This is a genomic window from Brevibacterium picturae (genome assembly GCF_030453725.1).
Taxonomy (GTDB): domain Bacteria; phylum Actinomycetota; class Actinomycetes; order Actinomycetales; family Brevibacteriaceae; genus Brevibacterium; species Brevibacterium sandarakinum_A.
On record NZ_JAKDJU010000081.1, the window covers coordinates 1 to 13,782 of the forward strand.

The 13,782-nt window shown below is 64.8% G+C and carries 14 protein-coding genes; 6 read left to right on the forward strand and 8 right to left on the reverse strand.

Features of this window, described 5'->3' with window-relative positions:
• The coding region (locus tag L0G76_RS09480; protein ID WP_304357032.1) for a thiamine-phosphate kinase at positions 1-674 on the reverse strand (674 nt) is incomplete at its 3' end.
• 32 nt (positions 675-706) lie between these two features.
• Here L0G76_RS09480 and L0G76_RS09485 point away from each other — a divergent pair.
• Positions 707-1,276: a DUF3515 domain-containing protein gene (locus L0G76_RS09485; protein WP_304357033.1), complete on the forward strand. Its 570-nt coding sequence runs from the start codon at positions 707-709 to the stop codon at positions 1,274-1,276.
• Between the two features lie 301 nt (positions 1,277-1,577).
• Positions 1,578-2,534, forward strand: a complete 957-nt coding sequence (locus L0G76_RS09490) for a hypothetical protein (protein ID WP_304357034.1) — start codon at positions 1,578-1,580, stop codon at positions 2,532-2,534.
• Positions 2,535-2,779: 245 nt separating this feature from the next.
• Here L0G76_RS09490 and L0G76_RS09495 read toward each other — a convergent pair whose 3' ends face one another.
• The 7 genes from L0G76_RS09495 to leuC all read right to left on the reverse strand — a co-directional run bounded on the left by L0G76_RS09495 (position 2,780) and on the right by leuC (position 9,868).
• Positions 2,780-3,895 (reverse strand): D-alanine--D-alanine ligase family protein, encoded by a 1,116-nt coding sequence (locus tag L0G76_RS09495; RefSeq protein ID WP_304357035.1) that lies wholly within the window; start codon positions 3,893-3,895, stop codon positions 2,780-2,782.
• 54 nt (positions 3,896-3,949) lie between these two features.
• Complete coding sequence (locus L0G76_RS09500) at positions 3,950-4,483, reverse strand: YbhB/YbcL family Raf kinase inhibitor-like protein (RefSeq protein ID WP_304357036.1); 534 nt, start codon at positions 4,481-4,483, stop codon at positions 3,950-3,952.
• Between the two features lie 45 nt (positions 4,484-4,528).
• Positions 4,529-5,542, reverse strand: a complete 1,014-nt coding sequence (locus L0G76_RS09505) for an NAD(P)H-dependent glycerol-3-phosphate dehydrogenase (RefSeq protein ID WP_304357037.1) — start codon at positions 5,540-5,542, stop codon at positions 4,529-4,531.
• On the reverse strand, positions 5,539-6,318 hold the full coding sequence (locus L0G76_RS09510) for a lysophospholipid acyltransferase family protein (RefSeq protein WP_304357038.1): 780 nt from the start codon (positions 6,316-6,318) through the stop codon (positions 5,539-5,541). The genes L0G76_RS09505 and L0G76_RS09510 overlap by 4 nt, the downstream gene beginning before the upstream one ends.
• Positions 6,315-7,631 carry a UDP-N-acetylglucosamine 1-carboxyvinyltransferase gene (gene murA, locus L0G76_RS09515; protein WP_304357039.1) on the reverse strand — a complete coding sequence of 439 codons (1,317 nt, stop codon included), beginning with the start codon at positions 7,629-7,631 and terminating at the stop codon, positions 6,315-6,317. The genes L0G76_RS09510 and murA overlap by 4 nt, the downstream gene beginning before the upstream one ends.
• Before the next feature lie 133 nt (positions 7,632-7,764).
• Positions 7,765-8,364: a 3-isopropylmalate dehydratase small subunit gene (leuD, locus tag L0G76_RS09520; RefSeq protein WP_304357040.1), complete on the reverse strand. Its 600-nt coding sequence runs from the start codon at positions 8,362-8,364 to the stop codon at positions 7,765-7,767.
• 13 nt (positions 8,365-8,377) lie between these two features.
• Complete coding sequence (gene leuC, locus L0G76_RS09525) at positions 8,378-9,868, reverse strand: 3-isopropylmalate dehydratase large subunit (protein ID WP_304357041.1); 1,491 nt, start codon at positions 9,866-9,868, stop codon at positions 8,378-8,380.
• A 214-nt stretch (positions 9,869-10,082) separates the two neighbouring features.
• Here leuC and L0G76_RS09530 point away from each other — a divergent pair, with 214 nt between their 5' ends.
• From L0G76_RS09530 to L0G76_RS09545, 4 genes are all read left to right on the forward strand, one after another.
• Complete coding sequence (locus L0G76_RS09530; protein ID WP_304357042.1) at positions 10,083-10,799, forward strand: IclR family transcriptional regulator; 717 nt, start codon at positions 10,083-10,085, stop codon at positions 10,797-10,799.
• A 10-nt stretch (positions 10,800-10,809) separates the two neighbouring features.
• Entirely contained in the window at positions 10,810-11,568 is a 759-nt protein-coding gene (locus L0G76_RS09535) for a DeoR/GlpR family DNA-binding transcription regulator (RefSeq protein ID WP_304357043.1), read from the forward strand.
• Positions 11,569-11,730: 162 nt separating this feature from the next.
• Positions 11,731-13,428 carry a sodium:solute symporter family protein gene (locus L0G76_RS09540; protein WP_304357044.1) on the forward strand — a complete coding sequence of 566 codons (1,698 nt, stop codon included), beginning with the start codon at positions 11,731-11,733 and terminating at the stop codon, positions 13,426-13,428.
• A 17-nt stretch (positions 13,429-13,445) separates the two neighbouring features.
• Positions 13,446-13,754 (forward strand): hypothetical protein, encoded by a 309-nt coding sequence (locus tag L0G76_RS09545; protein WP_304357045.1) that lies wholly within the window; start codon positions 13,446-13,448, stop codon positions 13,752-13,754.
• The last annotated feature ends 28 nt before the right edge of the window (positions 13,755-13,782 follow it).

Sequence of the window (13,782 nt, forward strand, 5' to 3'; positions counted from 1 at the left end):
GGCAGGTCTGCGCTGACCTCAGGCAGGTCTGTGCTGGCCTCAAGGAGGTCTGTGCTGGCCTCAAGGTCATCGGGGTCGTTCCCGTTCTCGCCGTCGCCACCGGCGAAGAGGAGATCCAAACCGGCGGCCGCGCGACCGATGGTTCCGGCCAGGTAGATCGAGTCGCCCGGCTTCGCCCCCGCGCGAGTGATAACTGCACCGTTTCCTGCAGACGCGGCCCCGGGGCCACCGACAGTGCCCAGGGCCGTGATCGCGATGACGATGAGGCCCGATGACGAAAGGTCTCCCCCGATGATGGGGATCTCGCACCCGAGTTCGTCACCGGCACGGCCCGCCTCAGCGACGATCCCGGCGAAGAGAGCCTCGAGGTCCTCGATCTCGGTCGAGTTCGGCACGGCCAGTGACACCAGCAGCCCGTGCGGCTGGGCACCCATGACGCACACGTCGGAGAGGTTCTGCGCTGCGGCCTTGATCCCCAACCGCCTCCAGTCGAGCCAGGAGCGAGTGAAGTCCTCGTTCTCCACGAGCATGTCCGCCGTCGACACCAGATTGCCCTCCACCGCGGTCACTGCGGCATCATCGCCGGGGCCGATGATCACCTGCGAACCGCTGCGGTTGTGAGAGAGGATGCGTTCGAGCACGTGTGATTCGCCAAGTTCGGACAGTCGGGTCATGGCTCAAGGTTATCGGGAGATACGGTAGTTGTATGAGATCCCGCCGCCTCCGCCCGTCGACTCGCACGTCTCCTGCCACGTCCCCTCGCACGTCGGCTCGGACGTCCCCTCGCACGTCGGCTCGGAAGTCGCGCACCTTCGCGCTTGCTGCCATCGCCACTGTGCTGGCCGGTGTGGGCCTGGCAGGGTGTGAGCGAACGGTCGTCGTCGAGCCGGCAGAGGACGCACAGAATCCCAAATGCGCCGACATCATGCTCCAACTGCCCGCTGAGATCTCGGGCGAGGAGGAACGCACGACATCGTCGCAGGGCACGAAGGCGTGGGGAGATCCGAACATCGCGGTCGCCCGCTGCGGCGTCACCCCACCGGGACCCACCACCGATCGGTGCGTGAGTGTGAGCGGTGTCGATTGGATCTCGCAGCCCTCCGACGAGAACGACACCTGGGTGTTCACCAGCTACGGACGCACTCCCGCCGTCGAAGTCCTCGTCAACCGCAAGGCCGAATCGGGCAACAATGTGCTCGCGGCCATCTCACCGGCCCTCGCCGCCTCCATCAAGCCCGAGGCCGAGTGCGTGGGAGCCGAGGACCTCGACGGCTGACCCGCCACTGATCGGCGCAGGGCTGCGACTCCTTCGAGCAGTCCCAAACTCTGAACTGCCCCACATTGCTCTGCAACACTGCACCGAGCGGACCACTTGGCCTCGACAGGCGACGTTATACCCTAACCGCTCGATGACAAGTAGCCCTCGCGACTGAGCCGCCTGCAGCATCGGTGCCCCTCCAACCTCGACACTGCCGACAGCAACGAGTGAGCTGTCTCCTCGGACCACCGAACGTAATTTGATAGTGTTTGATAGCGAACTATTGCGTACTCAGTAGTTTAATGGTCATAATGGCACTATGGTCTCGGTCTTCACCTCCAAGGAACTCCATGACCTCGGGTTCACGGAGATGGGCATTCGAGGTGCGCTGAGCTGTTGTCTGCGCAGGATTCGGCGCGGGCACTTCGTTCTGTATTGTCCGTGCACCGCGGCTGACCATGAGCCGCTCCACCTTCTGCACAAAACCACTGTCACCGAGTACCCGCGACATTATGGAGACATTCGAGACAACTCGGAATGGCTCAAGGTGCTCATTCGCTCCTATGCCGACGAACTTCCATCGGGAGCGGTCTTCTCACACGTGTCCGCTGCATTGGTCCACGGCCTGGACCCGCCTTTCCCGGCAACTGAGTCCGCCGAGGTCGTTCGCCCCGGATTTCACCGAGCGAAGAAGACTCTGCGGACCCGTGACCGTGCGTTGAAATCCGAGGAACGGGAGAACATCGGCGATCTGCCGGTGACAACCGTCGCCAGGACCCTCCTCGACCTTGCCACCGACTATCCGCTCGAGGTGTCGGTACCCTTCATCTCCGAAGCACTGCGCCGCGAGCTCACGTCACCTGAGAGACTCCGCGACAGTGTCGTGCCCGGTACACGCGGTTGCAGACAAGCAGTCTTGGCCCTCGACCTAGCCAGCCCGAATCACGAATCACCGGGTGAGGCGCTGTGCGCAGTGAAATTCTTTCGGTTCAACATTATCGGGATGATTCCCCAGGTGAATACCTACGACGACTCCGGCATGTGGATCGCTCGCAATGACTTCCGACATGACAAGCATCCTCTGATCGTCGAGTTCCATGGCGTGGGGAAGTACTATCTCAATGAAGCAGGCCCGGATCGGGCGAGTTCTGAGAACCACGAACGGCACATGAAGCTGCTCAACGCCGGCTACCGCGTCTTCAACCTCGTCTGGGCAGACCTCTTCCGCGTGAATGAGTTCGCAAGGATCAAGGCAGCAATCGCTGATTTCCACTGAAGGTCAGAGGCTCGCCATGCAGCAACATCTCTCGAGCAGACCCCATGTCTATCGTCGACAGGCCCACTTATCGTCGAAGGGCGAGGCTATAACGTGACCGCTCGATGTTAAGGGAGCCGCTCGCTGATCTTTGCAATGAGAGCCCCTACCACGGCGTGCTCCGTGAGGGTGGAGGTGCCCAGTGGTCGCGGGCCGTACTCAGTGGTTGCGGGAGTGCTCAGTGACTGCCCCGAGCCGGGCCCGCGTCAGTGGGTGCGGGCGTGGTCGACCAAGGCGATGGTGATCAGCTCGGAGATGAGCGCCGGGTACTCGATGCCCGAGTTCGACCACATGAATGGATACGCCGAGGTGGGGGTGAACCCTGGAAGCGTGTTGATCTCGTTGATGAGGACCTCACCGGAGTCAGTGACGAACGTATCGACACGGGAGAGTCCCGTGCAGTCGAAGAGCCGGAACACCTGGGCCGAGAGCTCCTGGATCCGTGCCGTCGTCTTCTCGTCGACGCGCGCCGGGCAGGTCAGCTGCGCATCGGCGAGGTCGAGGTACTTGGCTTCGAAGTCGTAGAACGAGTGCTCGCCTGAGACTTCGATCTCGCCGGGGTAGGAGACCCGGACCTCACGGTCATGAACCGAGCCGAGCACCGCGCACTCGATCTCACGGCCGACGACCTGTGGTTCGACGATGACCTTGGAGTCATGCTCGAAGGCAGAGCGCAGCGCCTGATCCAGACCCTCGGCGGAGTCGACCCGGCTGACTCCCATGGACGATCCTGCGCGGGCGGGCTTGACGAACACGGGCAGACCAAGTTTGGTGATCCGAGCCTGCGCGTCAGCCTGCTCTGATTCCCACATGGTTTCGGTCACGAGCTCCCACGGGCACGTCGGGATCCCGGCATGGGCCATCAGGGACTTCGTGTAGTGCTTGTCCATGCTCGCCGCCGAGGCGAAGACCCCGGAGCCGACGAAGGCGGTGTCGCTGAGTTCGAACAGGCCCTGAAGGGTTCCGTCCTCCCCGTACTGGCCGTGCAGGAGCGGGAAGAACACATCGACGGACCCGAGTTCGCTGTAGAGGCCCTCGGCGTCCCGGTGCAGCAGGGGCAGGCCCTGGGCGGAGATCGGCGGGATGACTTCGGTTCCGTTGTCGATGACCTCGGGCATATTCGCCGGGTCGAAGGCCATCGTTGACCAGTCCTCGACGATGCGCCACACGCCGGACTTCGTGATGCCGATCGGCAGCACACGATAGGCATCGTCGTCGATGGCCTGAATGACCCCGGCAGCAGTGACGCAGCTGACGGCGTGTTCGCTCGATCGTCCGCCGAAGAGGACGGCGACGAGTGGCCGGTGATCAGATTCAGGCATAGAAATCCTTGGTCGTTGGCACGTGACCGTTTGTACGGACTGGAAAACTCTAGCTCACTTGAGCTCGAAGGTGCATTCGAGCCATGCACGCGCGATGCCCTTGAAGAACATGTTGAACCCGGCGAAGGCCGGTGACGCGGATTCGTCGAGCCCCAGAGGCTCCGCCAGCGCCGTGACGATGAAGAAGTAGCGGTGCGGGCCGTGGCCCTGTGGTGGAGCGGCGCCCACGAAGCGCGGTTCGCCCGCGTCATTGCGCAGCGTCACGGTCCCGGCAGGCAGCAGATCTGCCGAAGGATCGCCGGCGTTCGTGGGCAGGCTGGTCGTCGACGCGTCGAGGTCGGTCACGACCCAGTGCCAGAAACCGGAGCCGGTGGGTGCGTCCGGGTCGTAGCAGGTCACGGCGAAGGCCTTGGTCTCTTCGGGGAATCCCGACCAGGACAGCTGCGGGGAGACGTCCTGGCCGCCGTCTACGCCCATCGCACCCGAGAGCTGCGGTCCGCTCAGTTCGCCCCCGTTCTCGATATCCGTGCTGGTGAGAGTGAATGTCGGAACTTCGGAAAGGTTGTAGAACGGTGAGTTTGCGCTCATGTCTGCTCCTTGTCGTGTGAAATGGTGCGATCTGGTGCGAGGGTCTCAGGCCTGCGGTCCCTCGTGCTTACGCTTCCGAGACAACAGCAAACCGGCGAGTTCGTCAACCCTGAGTCGCCCGCCGAGGACTGCGCAGACTGCCTCCGTGATCGGCAGGTCAACCTCGTACCGTCGGCCCAGTGCGAGGATGGCGGCAGCCGACTTCACTCCCTCTGCGGTCTGCGAGGTGTGGGCGATGACGTCCTCGAGGCTCATTCCCTCGCCGAGGTGGCGCCCGAATGTCCGATTCCGCGACAGCGGCGAGGCACAGGTGGCCACGAGGTCGCCGAGTCCGGCCAACCCGGACAGAGTGTGCGGCTGCGCACCCATGGCAGCGCCCAGGCGGGACGTTTCTGCCAGCCCACGGGTGATGATCGAGGCCTTGGAGTTGTCACCGAGCTTCTGTCCATCGGCGATGCCGACCGCCAGGGCGATGACGTTCTTGACGGCACCGCCCATTTCGACGCCGACGACGTCGGTGTTCGTATAGGGCCGGAAGTACCCGTTCGCGCTGATCTCGGCGATCACCTCGGCGGTGTCGATGCTCTCCGAGGCCACGACGGTGGCGGTGGGCTGCTGATCGGCGATCTCACGGGCCAGGTTCGGGCCGGAGACGACCGCGATCTGGGCCGGGTCCACCTCGGCGACCTCGGCGATGACCTCGGACATGCGCTTGCCCGTGTCGACCTCGATGCCTTTCATCAGGCTCACGAGCTTCACTCCCGGACGCAGGTGCGGCTTCCACCGGCCGAGGTTCTCCCGCAGCGACTGTGCGGGAACGGCGAGGATGATGACTTCTGCGTCGGTGACGGCAGCGATGTCATCATCGGTGGCAGTGAGCAGTTCGGGCAGGACCCGGTCGCCCAAGTACCGTTCATTCGTGTGTGAGGTGGTGATCTCGTCTGCGACCTCGGACCGGCGGGCCCAGAGGGTGACGGGGAATCCGGCGTCGGCGACGACGGCGGCATAGGTCGTCCCCCACGAGCCAGCGCCCAGCACTGCGGTCTTCTCGACGCTCATTCTCCTGCCTCCTCGGTGTGGAATCTCTCCGGCAGCTCCCGGCGCGAGAGCTCGCCGACCATGGTTGCAATGGTGTTCGTCAGACGGTGTGTGAGCACCGTCTTGGACCTCTTCTCCTCGCGGTGCGGCCACAGATCCAGGTAGTCGATGGGGTCACCGAATCGGACCACGGACGTGTGTCGCAGAGGTCGGAACTTGGGCACCTTCGCCCCCTGGGGAAAGATCTCCTGGAGGCCCCAGTGCGCGACGGGAATGATCGGGGCACCGGTCTCGAGGGCGAGTCTGGCGGTGCCGGATTTGAAGTGTTGGGGCCACAGTTCGGTGTCCTTCGTCAGCGTCCCCTCCGGGTAGATGACGACGCATTCGCCCTTGACCAGGGCTTCCTTCGCATATTCGAGGGAATCGCCGGCCTGCGTTGAGGACCGCAGAACCGGGATCTGGCCCAGTCCGCGCAGGACAGCACCCAGGACACCCGAGAACAGGCTCGATTTGGCCAGGAAGTGCGGCAGATGCCCATTGCGCCACAATGCGAGTCCGACGAGGATCGGGTCGAGGTGGCTGGCATGGTAGGCGGCGATGATGGCACCGGAGCCCTGCGTCGCCGGGGCTCCCTGCATCCGCGGCGTCCGTGGGGGCAGGATCTCGGCGTTGTCGACCTTGATCTTCGAGGTCAGCCGGTAGAGTCCGTAGGCGGTCGAGGCCACGACGAATGCGACTCTGCGCTGGGACTTCACCGCGGAGGGTTCGAAGGAGACCAGCACGTCTTCGTCGCTCATGCGGCGACCTCGGCACCGAGGCCGATGAGCTTGTCGAGGAAGTTCTCGTATCCGCGGTTGATGAGTTCGATGCCATGGACCTCGCTGGTGCCGCGCGCGGCCAGAGCAGCGATGAGGTGGCTGAACCCGCCGCGCAGATCGGGCACGTCGATGCGTGTTCCCGTGAGTTCGGTGGGCCCGGAGACCACGGCCGAGTGCCGGTAGTTGCGGCGTCCGAAACGGCAGGGAGTGCCGCCGAGACATTCGCGGTAGAGCTGGATCTGGGCACCCATCTCGCGCAGCGCCTGGGTGAAGCCGAAGCGGTTCTCATACACGGTTTCGTGGATGATCGACAGGCCTTCGGCCTGGGTCATGGCGACGACGAGCGGCTGCTGCCAGTCGGTCATGAAGCCCGGGTGCACATCGGTCTCCAGTGCGAAGGAGGTGAGTTTGCCGCCGGGGTGGCGGAAGCGGATGCCGGTCTCTTCGACCTCGAACTCGCCGCCGATGCGACGGAAGACGTTGAGGAAGGTGATGAGTTCAGGCTGGGAGGCGCCTTCAACGAAGATGTCTCCGCCGGTGGCCAGCGCGGCCGAGGCCCAGGAGGCGGTCTCGTTGCGGTCGGGCAGGGCACGGTGGATGAAGCCGCGCAGGGACTGCACACCTTCGATGCGCACCACGCGATCAGTGTCGACGGTGATGATGGCGCCCATCTTCTGCAACAGGGCGATGAGGTCCATGATCTCGGGTTCGATGGCCGCATTGCGCAGTTCCGTCACGCCTTCGGCGCGGACCGCCGTCAGCAGCACCTGCTCTGTTGCGCCGACGGAGGGGAAGGGCAGCTCCACCTTCGTTCCCTGGAGGCGTCCCCGGGTGGTGAGCATGATGCCGCCGGAGGTTTTGTCGACCTCGGCGCCGAACTGCCGCAGCACGTCGAGGTGGAAGTTGATGGGACGGTCGCCGATGTGACAGCCGCCCAGATCCGGAATGAACGCTTGGCCCAGCCTGTGCAGGAGCGGCCCACAGAAGAGGATCGGGATCCGCGAGGATCCGGCGTGCGCGTCGATGTCGACGATCGACCCCTGTGCCATGTCGGAGGGGTCGAGGTGAAGTTCACCGTCGGGCAGCTGGCTGTCGGGGCCGGATGTGACCCGAACACCGTGGAGTTCGAGCAGACCGGTGACGATCTCGACGTCCCTGATCTGGGGCACCCCCCGCAGGATGGAGGGTGTCTCCCCCAGCAATGAGGCGACCATGGCCTTTGGCACCAGGTTCTTGGCGCCTCTGACTTGGACGGTTCCACCTAGCGGATTACCGCCGCGAACTTCGAGCATGTTCCTCCCTGCGTCACACTTGCACCCGGTGGGATCCGGACGTGTCCCAGACTAGTCCGGACTCGTCCAAGACTAGCGCAGACGCCCCGTAGGTCCCTGATGGGAAGGTTCTCAGACCTGTGCCCGGGACGGTTCAGACCTTCGCCGGCAGGGTCTTGGGTTTGAACGTGGCACGCTTGGATTCGAAGTCGGAGATCTCGGCTTCCTTCGCCAGCGTCAGGCTGATGTCGTCATGGCCCTCCAGCAGACGCCAGCGAGTGTAGTCATCGATCTGGAAGGACACGGTGACCGAATCGCAGGTCACGGTCTTCTCAGCCAGGTCGACGCTGATCGACGTGCCCGGGTGGTTCTCCAGGATCTTCCAGATCAGTTCGATGTCGTCCTGCTCGAGCTGCGCGGCCAGCAGACCCTCCTTGCCGGAGTTGCCGCGGAAGATGTCGCCGAAGCGGGAGGAGAGGACGACGCGGAAACCGTAGTCCTTCAGCGCCCACACCGCGTGTTCGCGAGATGAGCCGGTGCCGAAGTCGGGACCGGCCACGAGGACGGAGCCGGCCGCGAAGTCGGGGTCGTTGAGGACGAAGTCGTCGGCGGACCGCCACCGGGAGAACAGCGCATCTTCGAATCCGGTGCGGGTGACCCGCTTGAGGAACTTCGCAGGGATGATCTGGTCGGTGTCGATGTTGGCTCGACGCAGCGGAACGCCGATGCCGGTATGTGTGCTGAAAGCTTCCATCAGTCGTCTGTCCTTAAGCGTTCGCCGAGGTGGGGGTCGGTGTCAGTGTCAAGGTGGGCTTCTCGTCGGTCCACGCCACCGGTTCGGCGTCGCGGGGCAGGTCCGTGACGTCACCGGGTGAGGACAGCGTCCCGCGTACGGCGGTGGCAGCGGCCACGAGCGGGGACACGAGGTGGGTGCGTCCGCCCTTGCCCTGGCGGCCTTCGAAGTTGCGGTTCGAGGTCGAGGCGCAGCGTTCCCCGTCGGCCAGCTGGTCCGGGTTCATGCCCAGGCACATCGAGCAGCCGGCGAAGCGCCATTCTCCTCCGAAGTCCTTGAAGATGGTGTCCAGGCCCTCGTCCTCGGCCTGCAGGCGGACCTTGGCCGATCCGGGAACGACCATGAAGCGGACGTTGTCGGCCTTCTTCCGGCCACGGACCACCTCGGCGGCGGCGCGCAGGTCCTCGATGCGTGAGTTCGTGCACGAGCCGAGGAACACGGTGTCCACTTCGATCTCGCGCAGCGGCGTACCGGGGGTGAGGCCCATGTAGGCCAGAGCGTTGGCGGCCGATGCCTTGTCGTTCTCGTCGGCGAAGTCGTCGGGGGACGGCACCGCCGCCGACAGCGGCAGGCCCTGGCCGGGGTTGGTTCCCCAGGTGACGAACGGTTCGATGTCCTTGGCTTCGAGGACGACCTCATGGTCGAACGTGGCGCCCTCGTCGGAGTACAGGCTCTTCCAGTACTCGACCGCGGCGTCCCAGTCCTCGCCCTCGGGAGCGTGCGGACGGCCCTTGACATACTCGAAGGTGGTTTCGTCAGGGGCGACCATGCCGGCGCGGGCGCCGGCCTCGATCGACATGTTGCAGATGGTCATGCGCGCTTCCATCGACAGGGCCCGGATCGCCGAGCCGCGGTATTCGAGCACGTAGCCCTGACCGCCGCCGGTGCCGATCTTCGCGATGATGGCGAGGATGATGTCCTTCGCGCTCGAGCCTTCGGGCAGTTCGCCGTCGACGGTGATCGACATCGTCTTGAACGCCTTGAGGCTCAGCGTCTGGGTCGCGAGCACGTGCTCGACCTCGGAGGTGCCGATGCCCAGCGCCAGCGCACCGAAGGCACCGTGCGTGGAGGTGTGTGAGTCGCCGCAGACGACGGTGGTGCCCGGCTGGGTCAGGCCCAGCTGGGGGCCCACGACATGGACGATTCCCTGGTCGGCATCGCCGAGGCTGTGCAGTCGGACCCCGAATTCCTCGGTGTTCTTCCGCAGCGTCTCGATCTGCTTGGCCGAGGTGGGCTCGGCGATGGGCTTGTCGATGTCCCAGGTCGGAGTGTTGTGGTCCTCCGTGGCGATCGTCAGGTCAGGGCGGCGCACAGGGCGCCCGGCGAGTCGGAGACCGTCGAATGCCTGCGGGCTGGTGACCTCGTGGACGAGGTGGAGGTCGATGTAGATGAGGTCGGGCGCACCGTCTTCGCCCAGGGATACGACGTGATCGGCCCAGACCTTCTCGGCCAAAGTGCGTGGCATGGTTCCTCCCGCTGGTACAGGGATTGCCTGTACGTGCTTACTGCTGTGACGGCCCGTGTCCGGGCTTGTGTGAGACTCGATATGGTCATTCGGCGAGTGCCCAATGTGCGCTCGACGAGTATGTGCGCTCAACGAGTGCGTAGGGGGGAACTTACTCCCCCGTATCGCATTGCGAACTTGCATCTCGCCCACTGAGACGCGCACAATGGTGTCTATGACAAGCAATGGTAGCGGCGTCGGCGTCATCGACAAGGCCGCAATGGTTCTTTCCGCCCTTGAGGCCGGACCCGCATCACTGGCCGAGCTGGTCTCACTGACCGGACTGGCCCGGCCCACGGCCCACCGCCTGGCCGTTGCGCTCGAATTCCATCGCATCGTCGGCCGTGATCTGCAGGGTCGCTTCGTCCTCGGCCCCCGCCTGGCCGAACTCTCCTCGGCCGCCGGCGAGGACCGTCTGCTCGCCGCTGCCGGGCCCGTCCTCGGCCAACTGCGCGATCAGACCGGCGAATCCGCTCAGCTCTTCCGCCGCCAGGGCGACCTGCGCCTGTGCGTGGCCGCCGCCGAACGTCCCGTCGGCCTGCGCGATTCGGTGCCGATCGGAGCCACACTGAGCATGCGCGCCGGATCCGCGGCCCAGGTCCTCCTGGCATGGGAGGAGCCCGACCGCCTGCACACGGGGCTGCGCGGCGCCCGCTTCTCCGCGACCATGCTCTCCGGTGTCCGTCGCCGAGGCTGGGCCCAGTCGATCGCCGAACGTGAACGAGGCGTCGCCTCCGTCTCAGCCCCCGTCCGCGGACCGAGCAATCGCGTCGTGGCCGCCGTGTCGATCTCCGGGCCCGTGGACCGTCTGACACGTCAGCCCGGGCGCCTGCACGCGAAGTCCATCACCGAAGCGGCCCGGACCTTGAGCGAAGCTCTCATCAGGGGCTGAGGACGACGCCATGATCGCCGCCCAACGCCGCAATGTGATCATCGAGACGATCGAACGAGACGGTGCAGTCTCCATCTCGGCCCTCTCCGAGCGGCTCGAGACCTCGGCGGTGACGATTCGTCGCGATCTCGATCAGCTGGCCGAGGAGGGCCGCCTGACCCGCACCCATGGAGGGGCGGTCCCCTTCTCCAGCGCCCGCGAATCGACCTACGCGGAGAAGCTCGAGCAGGCCCTGGCAGAGAAGTCTGCGATCGCGCGTGCCGCGGCCAAGCACGTGGGCAGCGGCGACGTCGTGGCGCTGGGCCCCGGCACCACGACCGAGCTGCTGGCCAAGGAGCTCAGCGGTCGCTCGGGCATCCGCATCGTGACCAACTCTCTCCTCGTCGCCGAGGCGATGGTCTCCTCCCCCGATATCGAAGTCATCGTCATCGGCGGAATCCTCAGGCATTCGATCCGCGCCTTCGTCGGCGGCGGAACCGTCTCGCAGCTCCTCGGCCTGCGCGCGGACACCGTCTTCCTCTCGGGAAACGGATTGGCGGGAGATTTCGGCCTCTCCACCCCCGCATTCCCAGTCGCCGACACCGACCGGGCCATGGCCGCCGGAGCCGGGCAGGTCACCGCCCTCGTCGACCACACGAAGGTCGGTCTGCGCTCCTCGGTCCTCACGGTCCCCAGCGAGGAGATCGACCACCTCATCACGGACTCCGGCAGCGAACGCAGTGAACTCGACGCCCTGCGCAAGGCCGGAGTCGACGTCGAGGTCGTCTGACACGCCGAAGCGGATCCGGAATCCCGCTCCGACACGGGCGATCATAAACAATCAAAACTTTTCAGGTTCGATCACTAGCGATCACAGGAGCTGTCCTCTAGAGTGTCCGTTTGAGGTGGCTTTCATCACAAGGAGCCATTCACCGAAGACGTTGGAGGAATCTTGGAAGACATCCGCCTGGACGCCCAGTGGATCGACTACCTGCTGATCGCGATCTACTTCGTGTTCGTCCTCGGTATCGGCTGGTTCGCCAAACGCGGCGTGTCCTCGAGCATCGAATTCCTCCTCTCCGGGCGCAGCCTTCCGGCATGGGTGACGGCCCTGGCGTTCGTCTCGGCCAACCTCGGTGCCGTGGAGATCATGGGCATGTCGGCCACCGGCGCACAGTACGGCATGCCGACGATGCACTACTTCTGGATTGGCGCCGTCCCGGCGATGCTCTTCCTCGGCGTCGTCATGATGCCCTTCTACTACGGCTCGAAGGTCAGATCCGTTCCGGAGTTCATGCGCAGACGCTTCGGCACCGGTGCCCACCTCGTCAATGCGCTGTCCTTCGCCGTCGCACAGATCCTCATCGCGGGCGTCAACCTCTTCCTCCTCGGCACGATCGTCAATCGCCTCCTCGGGTGGCCGCTGTGGATCGCCCTGGTTGTCGCGGCCGCCATCGTCCTGTCCTACATCACCCTTGGCGGGCTGACCGCTGCCATCTACAACGAGGTGCTCCAGTTCTTCGTCATCGTCGCGGCCCTGCTGCCGCTGACGATCATCGGTCTCAATCGCGTGGGCGGTTGGGACGGCCTCGTGGAGAAGGTGAGCAATGACGGCATGCTCGGCGCCGAGCAGCTGAGCAGCTGGCCGGGAGAACAGCTCTCCGGGTTCGCCAACCCCGTGCTCTCCGTGGTCGGGATCGTCTTCGGGCTCGGCTTCGTGCTCTCCTTCGGCTATTGGACGACGAACTTCGTCGAGGTCCAACGTGCCATGGCCTCGAAGAGCATCAATGCCGCGCGGCTGACTCCGATCCTCGGTGCGTTCCCGAAGATGCTCATTCCGTTCATCGTCATCATCCCGGGAATGATCGCGGCAGTGCTCGTGACCCAGCTGACGAAGTTCAAGCAGATCGCGTCCACCGTCGACGAGGCGGCCGCACAGGCCCAAACCGGTGTGACCTATAACGATGCGCTCCTGCTGCTCATGCGCGAAGTTCTGCCCAACGGCCTCCTCGGCGTGGCGATCGCCGGTCTGCTCGCCGCGTTCATGGCCGGAATGGCTGCCAACATCTCCGCGTTCAACACTGTCTTCAGCTACGACCTGTGGCAGCAGTACGTGGTCAAGGACCGCGACGACGCCTACTACCTCAAGGTGGGCCGCTACGCCACAATCGGCGCCTGCATCGTCGCCATCTTCACCGCCCTCATCGCCGGCAACTTCGCCAACCTCATGGACTATCTGCAGACGCTGTTCGGCTTCTTCAACGCACCGCTGTTCGCCACATTCATCCTCGGTATGTTCTGGAAGCGCATGAGCGCGACTGCCGGCTGGGTCGGCCTGGTCGGCGGCACGCTCTCGGCCGTCGCGGTCTTCGTCCTCAGCGAGACCGGAGTATTCGACCTGCCCGGTCAGGGCGCGGCATTCCTCGCAGCCAGCACTGCCTTCGTCGTCGACATCGTCCTCTCGGTGATCGTCACCTTCAGGACCGCGCCGAAACCCGCCCACGAACTGCGAGGACTCGTCTATTCGGAGACCCCGAAGACCGACTTCGAAGACTTGAACGAACCGAAGCCCCCGATCTGGAAACGGCCGGTACCCGTCGCGGGAGTCGCGCTGGTCCTCGTCATCATCCTCAACGTGGCCTTCGGGTGAAGGAGCAAGTGAGCACAATGAGCACAGCGAACGAACTGACCAAGACCGCAGGTGCCTTCGACATCCGCAATTTCATCGGCGTGCTGCTGGGGATCTTCGGAGTCATCCTCGCCATCGCCGGCGTCGTCGACTACACCCCCGACGAAGCTGAGCGGACCGGCGGAATCGATGCCAACCTCTGGACCGGAATCGGTCTCATCGTCACCGCAATCGTCTTCCTCGTCTGGGCCAGGCTGCGCCCGCTTCGCATCATCGACGCTGGCGCGACCGAGACCGCCGGCGGGAACGGCGATGCAGCCGACGGGGACCGCGATACCCTCGCTTAGGTTGCCTGCGTCCACGGTGCCTGCTGCC

Coding starts and splice junctions, on each gene's coding strand:
- L0G76_RS09485 (WP_304357033.1), top strand. CDS start 707: ATGAGATCCCGCCGCCTCCGCCCGTCGACTCGCACGTCTCCTGCCACG.
- L0G76_RS09490 (WP_304357034.1), top strand. CDS start 1,578: ATGGTCTCGGTCTTCACCTCCAAGGAACTCCATGACCTCGGGTTCACG.
- L0G76_RS09495 (WP_304357035.1), bottom strand. CDS start 3,895: ATGCCTGAATCTGATCACCGGCCACTCGTCGCCGTCCTCTTCGGCGGA.
- L0G76_RS09500 (WP_304357036.1), bottom strand. CDS start 4,483: ATGAGCGCAAACTCACCGTTCTACAACCTTTCCGAAGTTCCGACATTC.
- L0G76_RS09505 (WP_304357037.1), bottom strand. CDS start 5,542: ATGAGCGTCGAGAAGACCGCAGTGCTGGGCGCTGGCTCGTGGGGGACG.
- L0G76_RS09510 (WP_304357038.1), bottom strand. CDS start 6,318: ATGAGCGACGAAGACGTGCTGGTCTCCTTCGAACCCTCCGCGGTGAAG.
- murA (WP_304357039.1), bottom strand. CDS start 7,631: ATGCTCGAAGTTCGCGGCGGTAATCCGCTAGGTGGAACCGTCCAAGTC.
- leuD (WP_304357040.1), bottom strand. CDS start 8,364: ATGGAAGCTTTCAGCACACATACCGGCATCGGCGTTCCGCTGCGTCGA.
- leuC (WP_304357041.1), bottom strand. CDS start 9,868: ATGCCACGCACTTTGGCCGAGAAGGTCTGGGCCGATCACGTCGTATCC.
- L0G76_RS09530 (WP_304357042.1), top strand. CDS start 10,083: ATGACAAGCAATGGTAGCGGCGTCGGCGTCATCGACAAGGCCGCAATG.
- L0G76_RS09535 (WP_304357043.1), top strand. CDS start 10,810: ATGATCGCCGCCCAACGCCGCAATGTGATCATCGAGACGATCGAACGA.
- L0G76_RS09545 (WP_304357045.1), top strand. CDS start 13,446: ATGAGCACAGCGAACGAACTGACCAAGACCGCAGGTGCCTTCGACATC.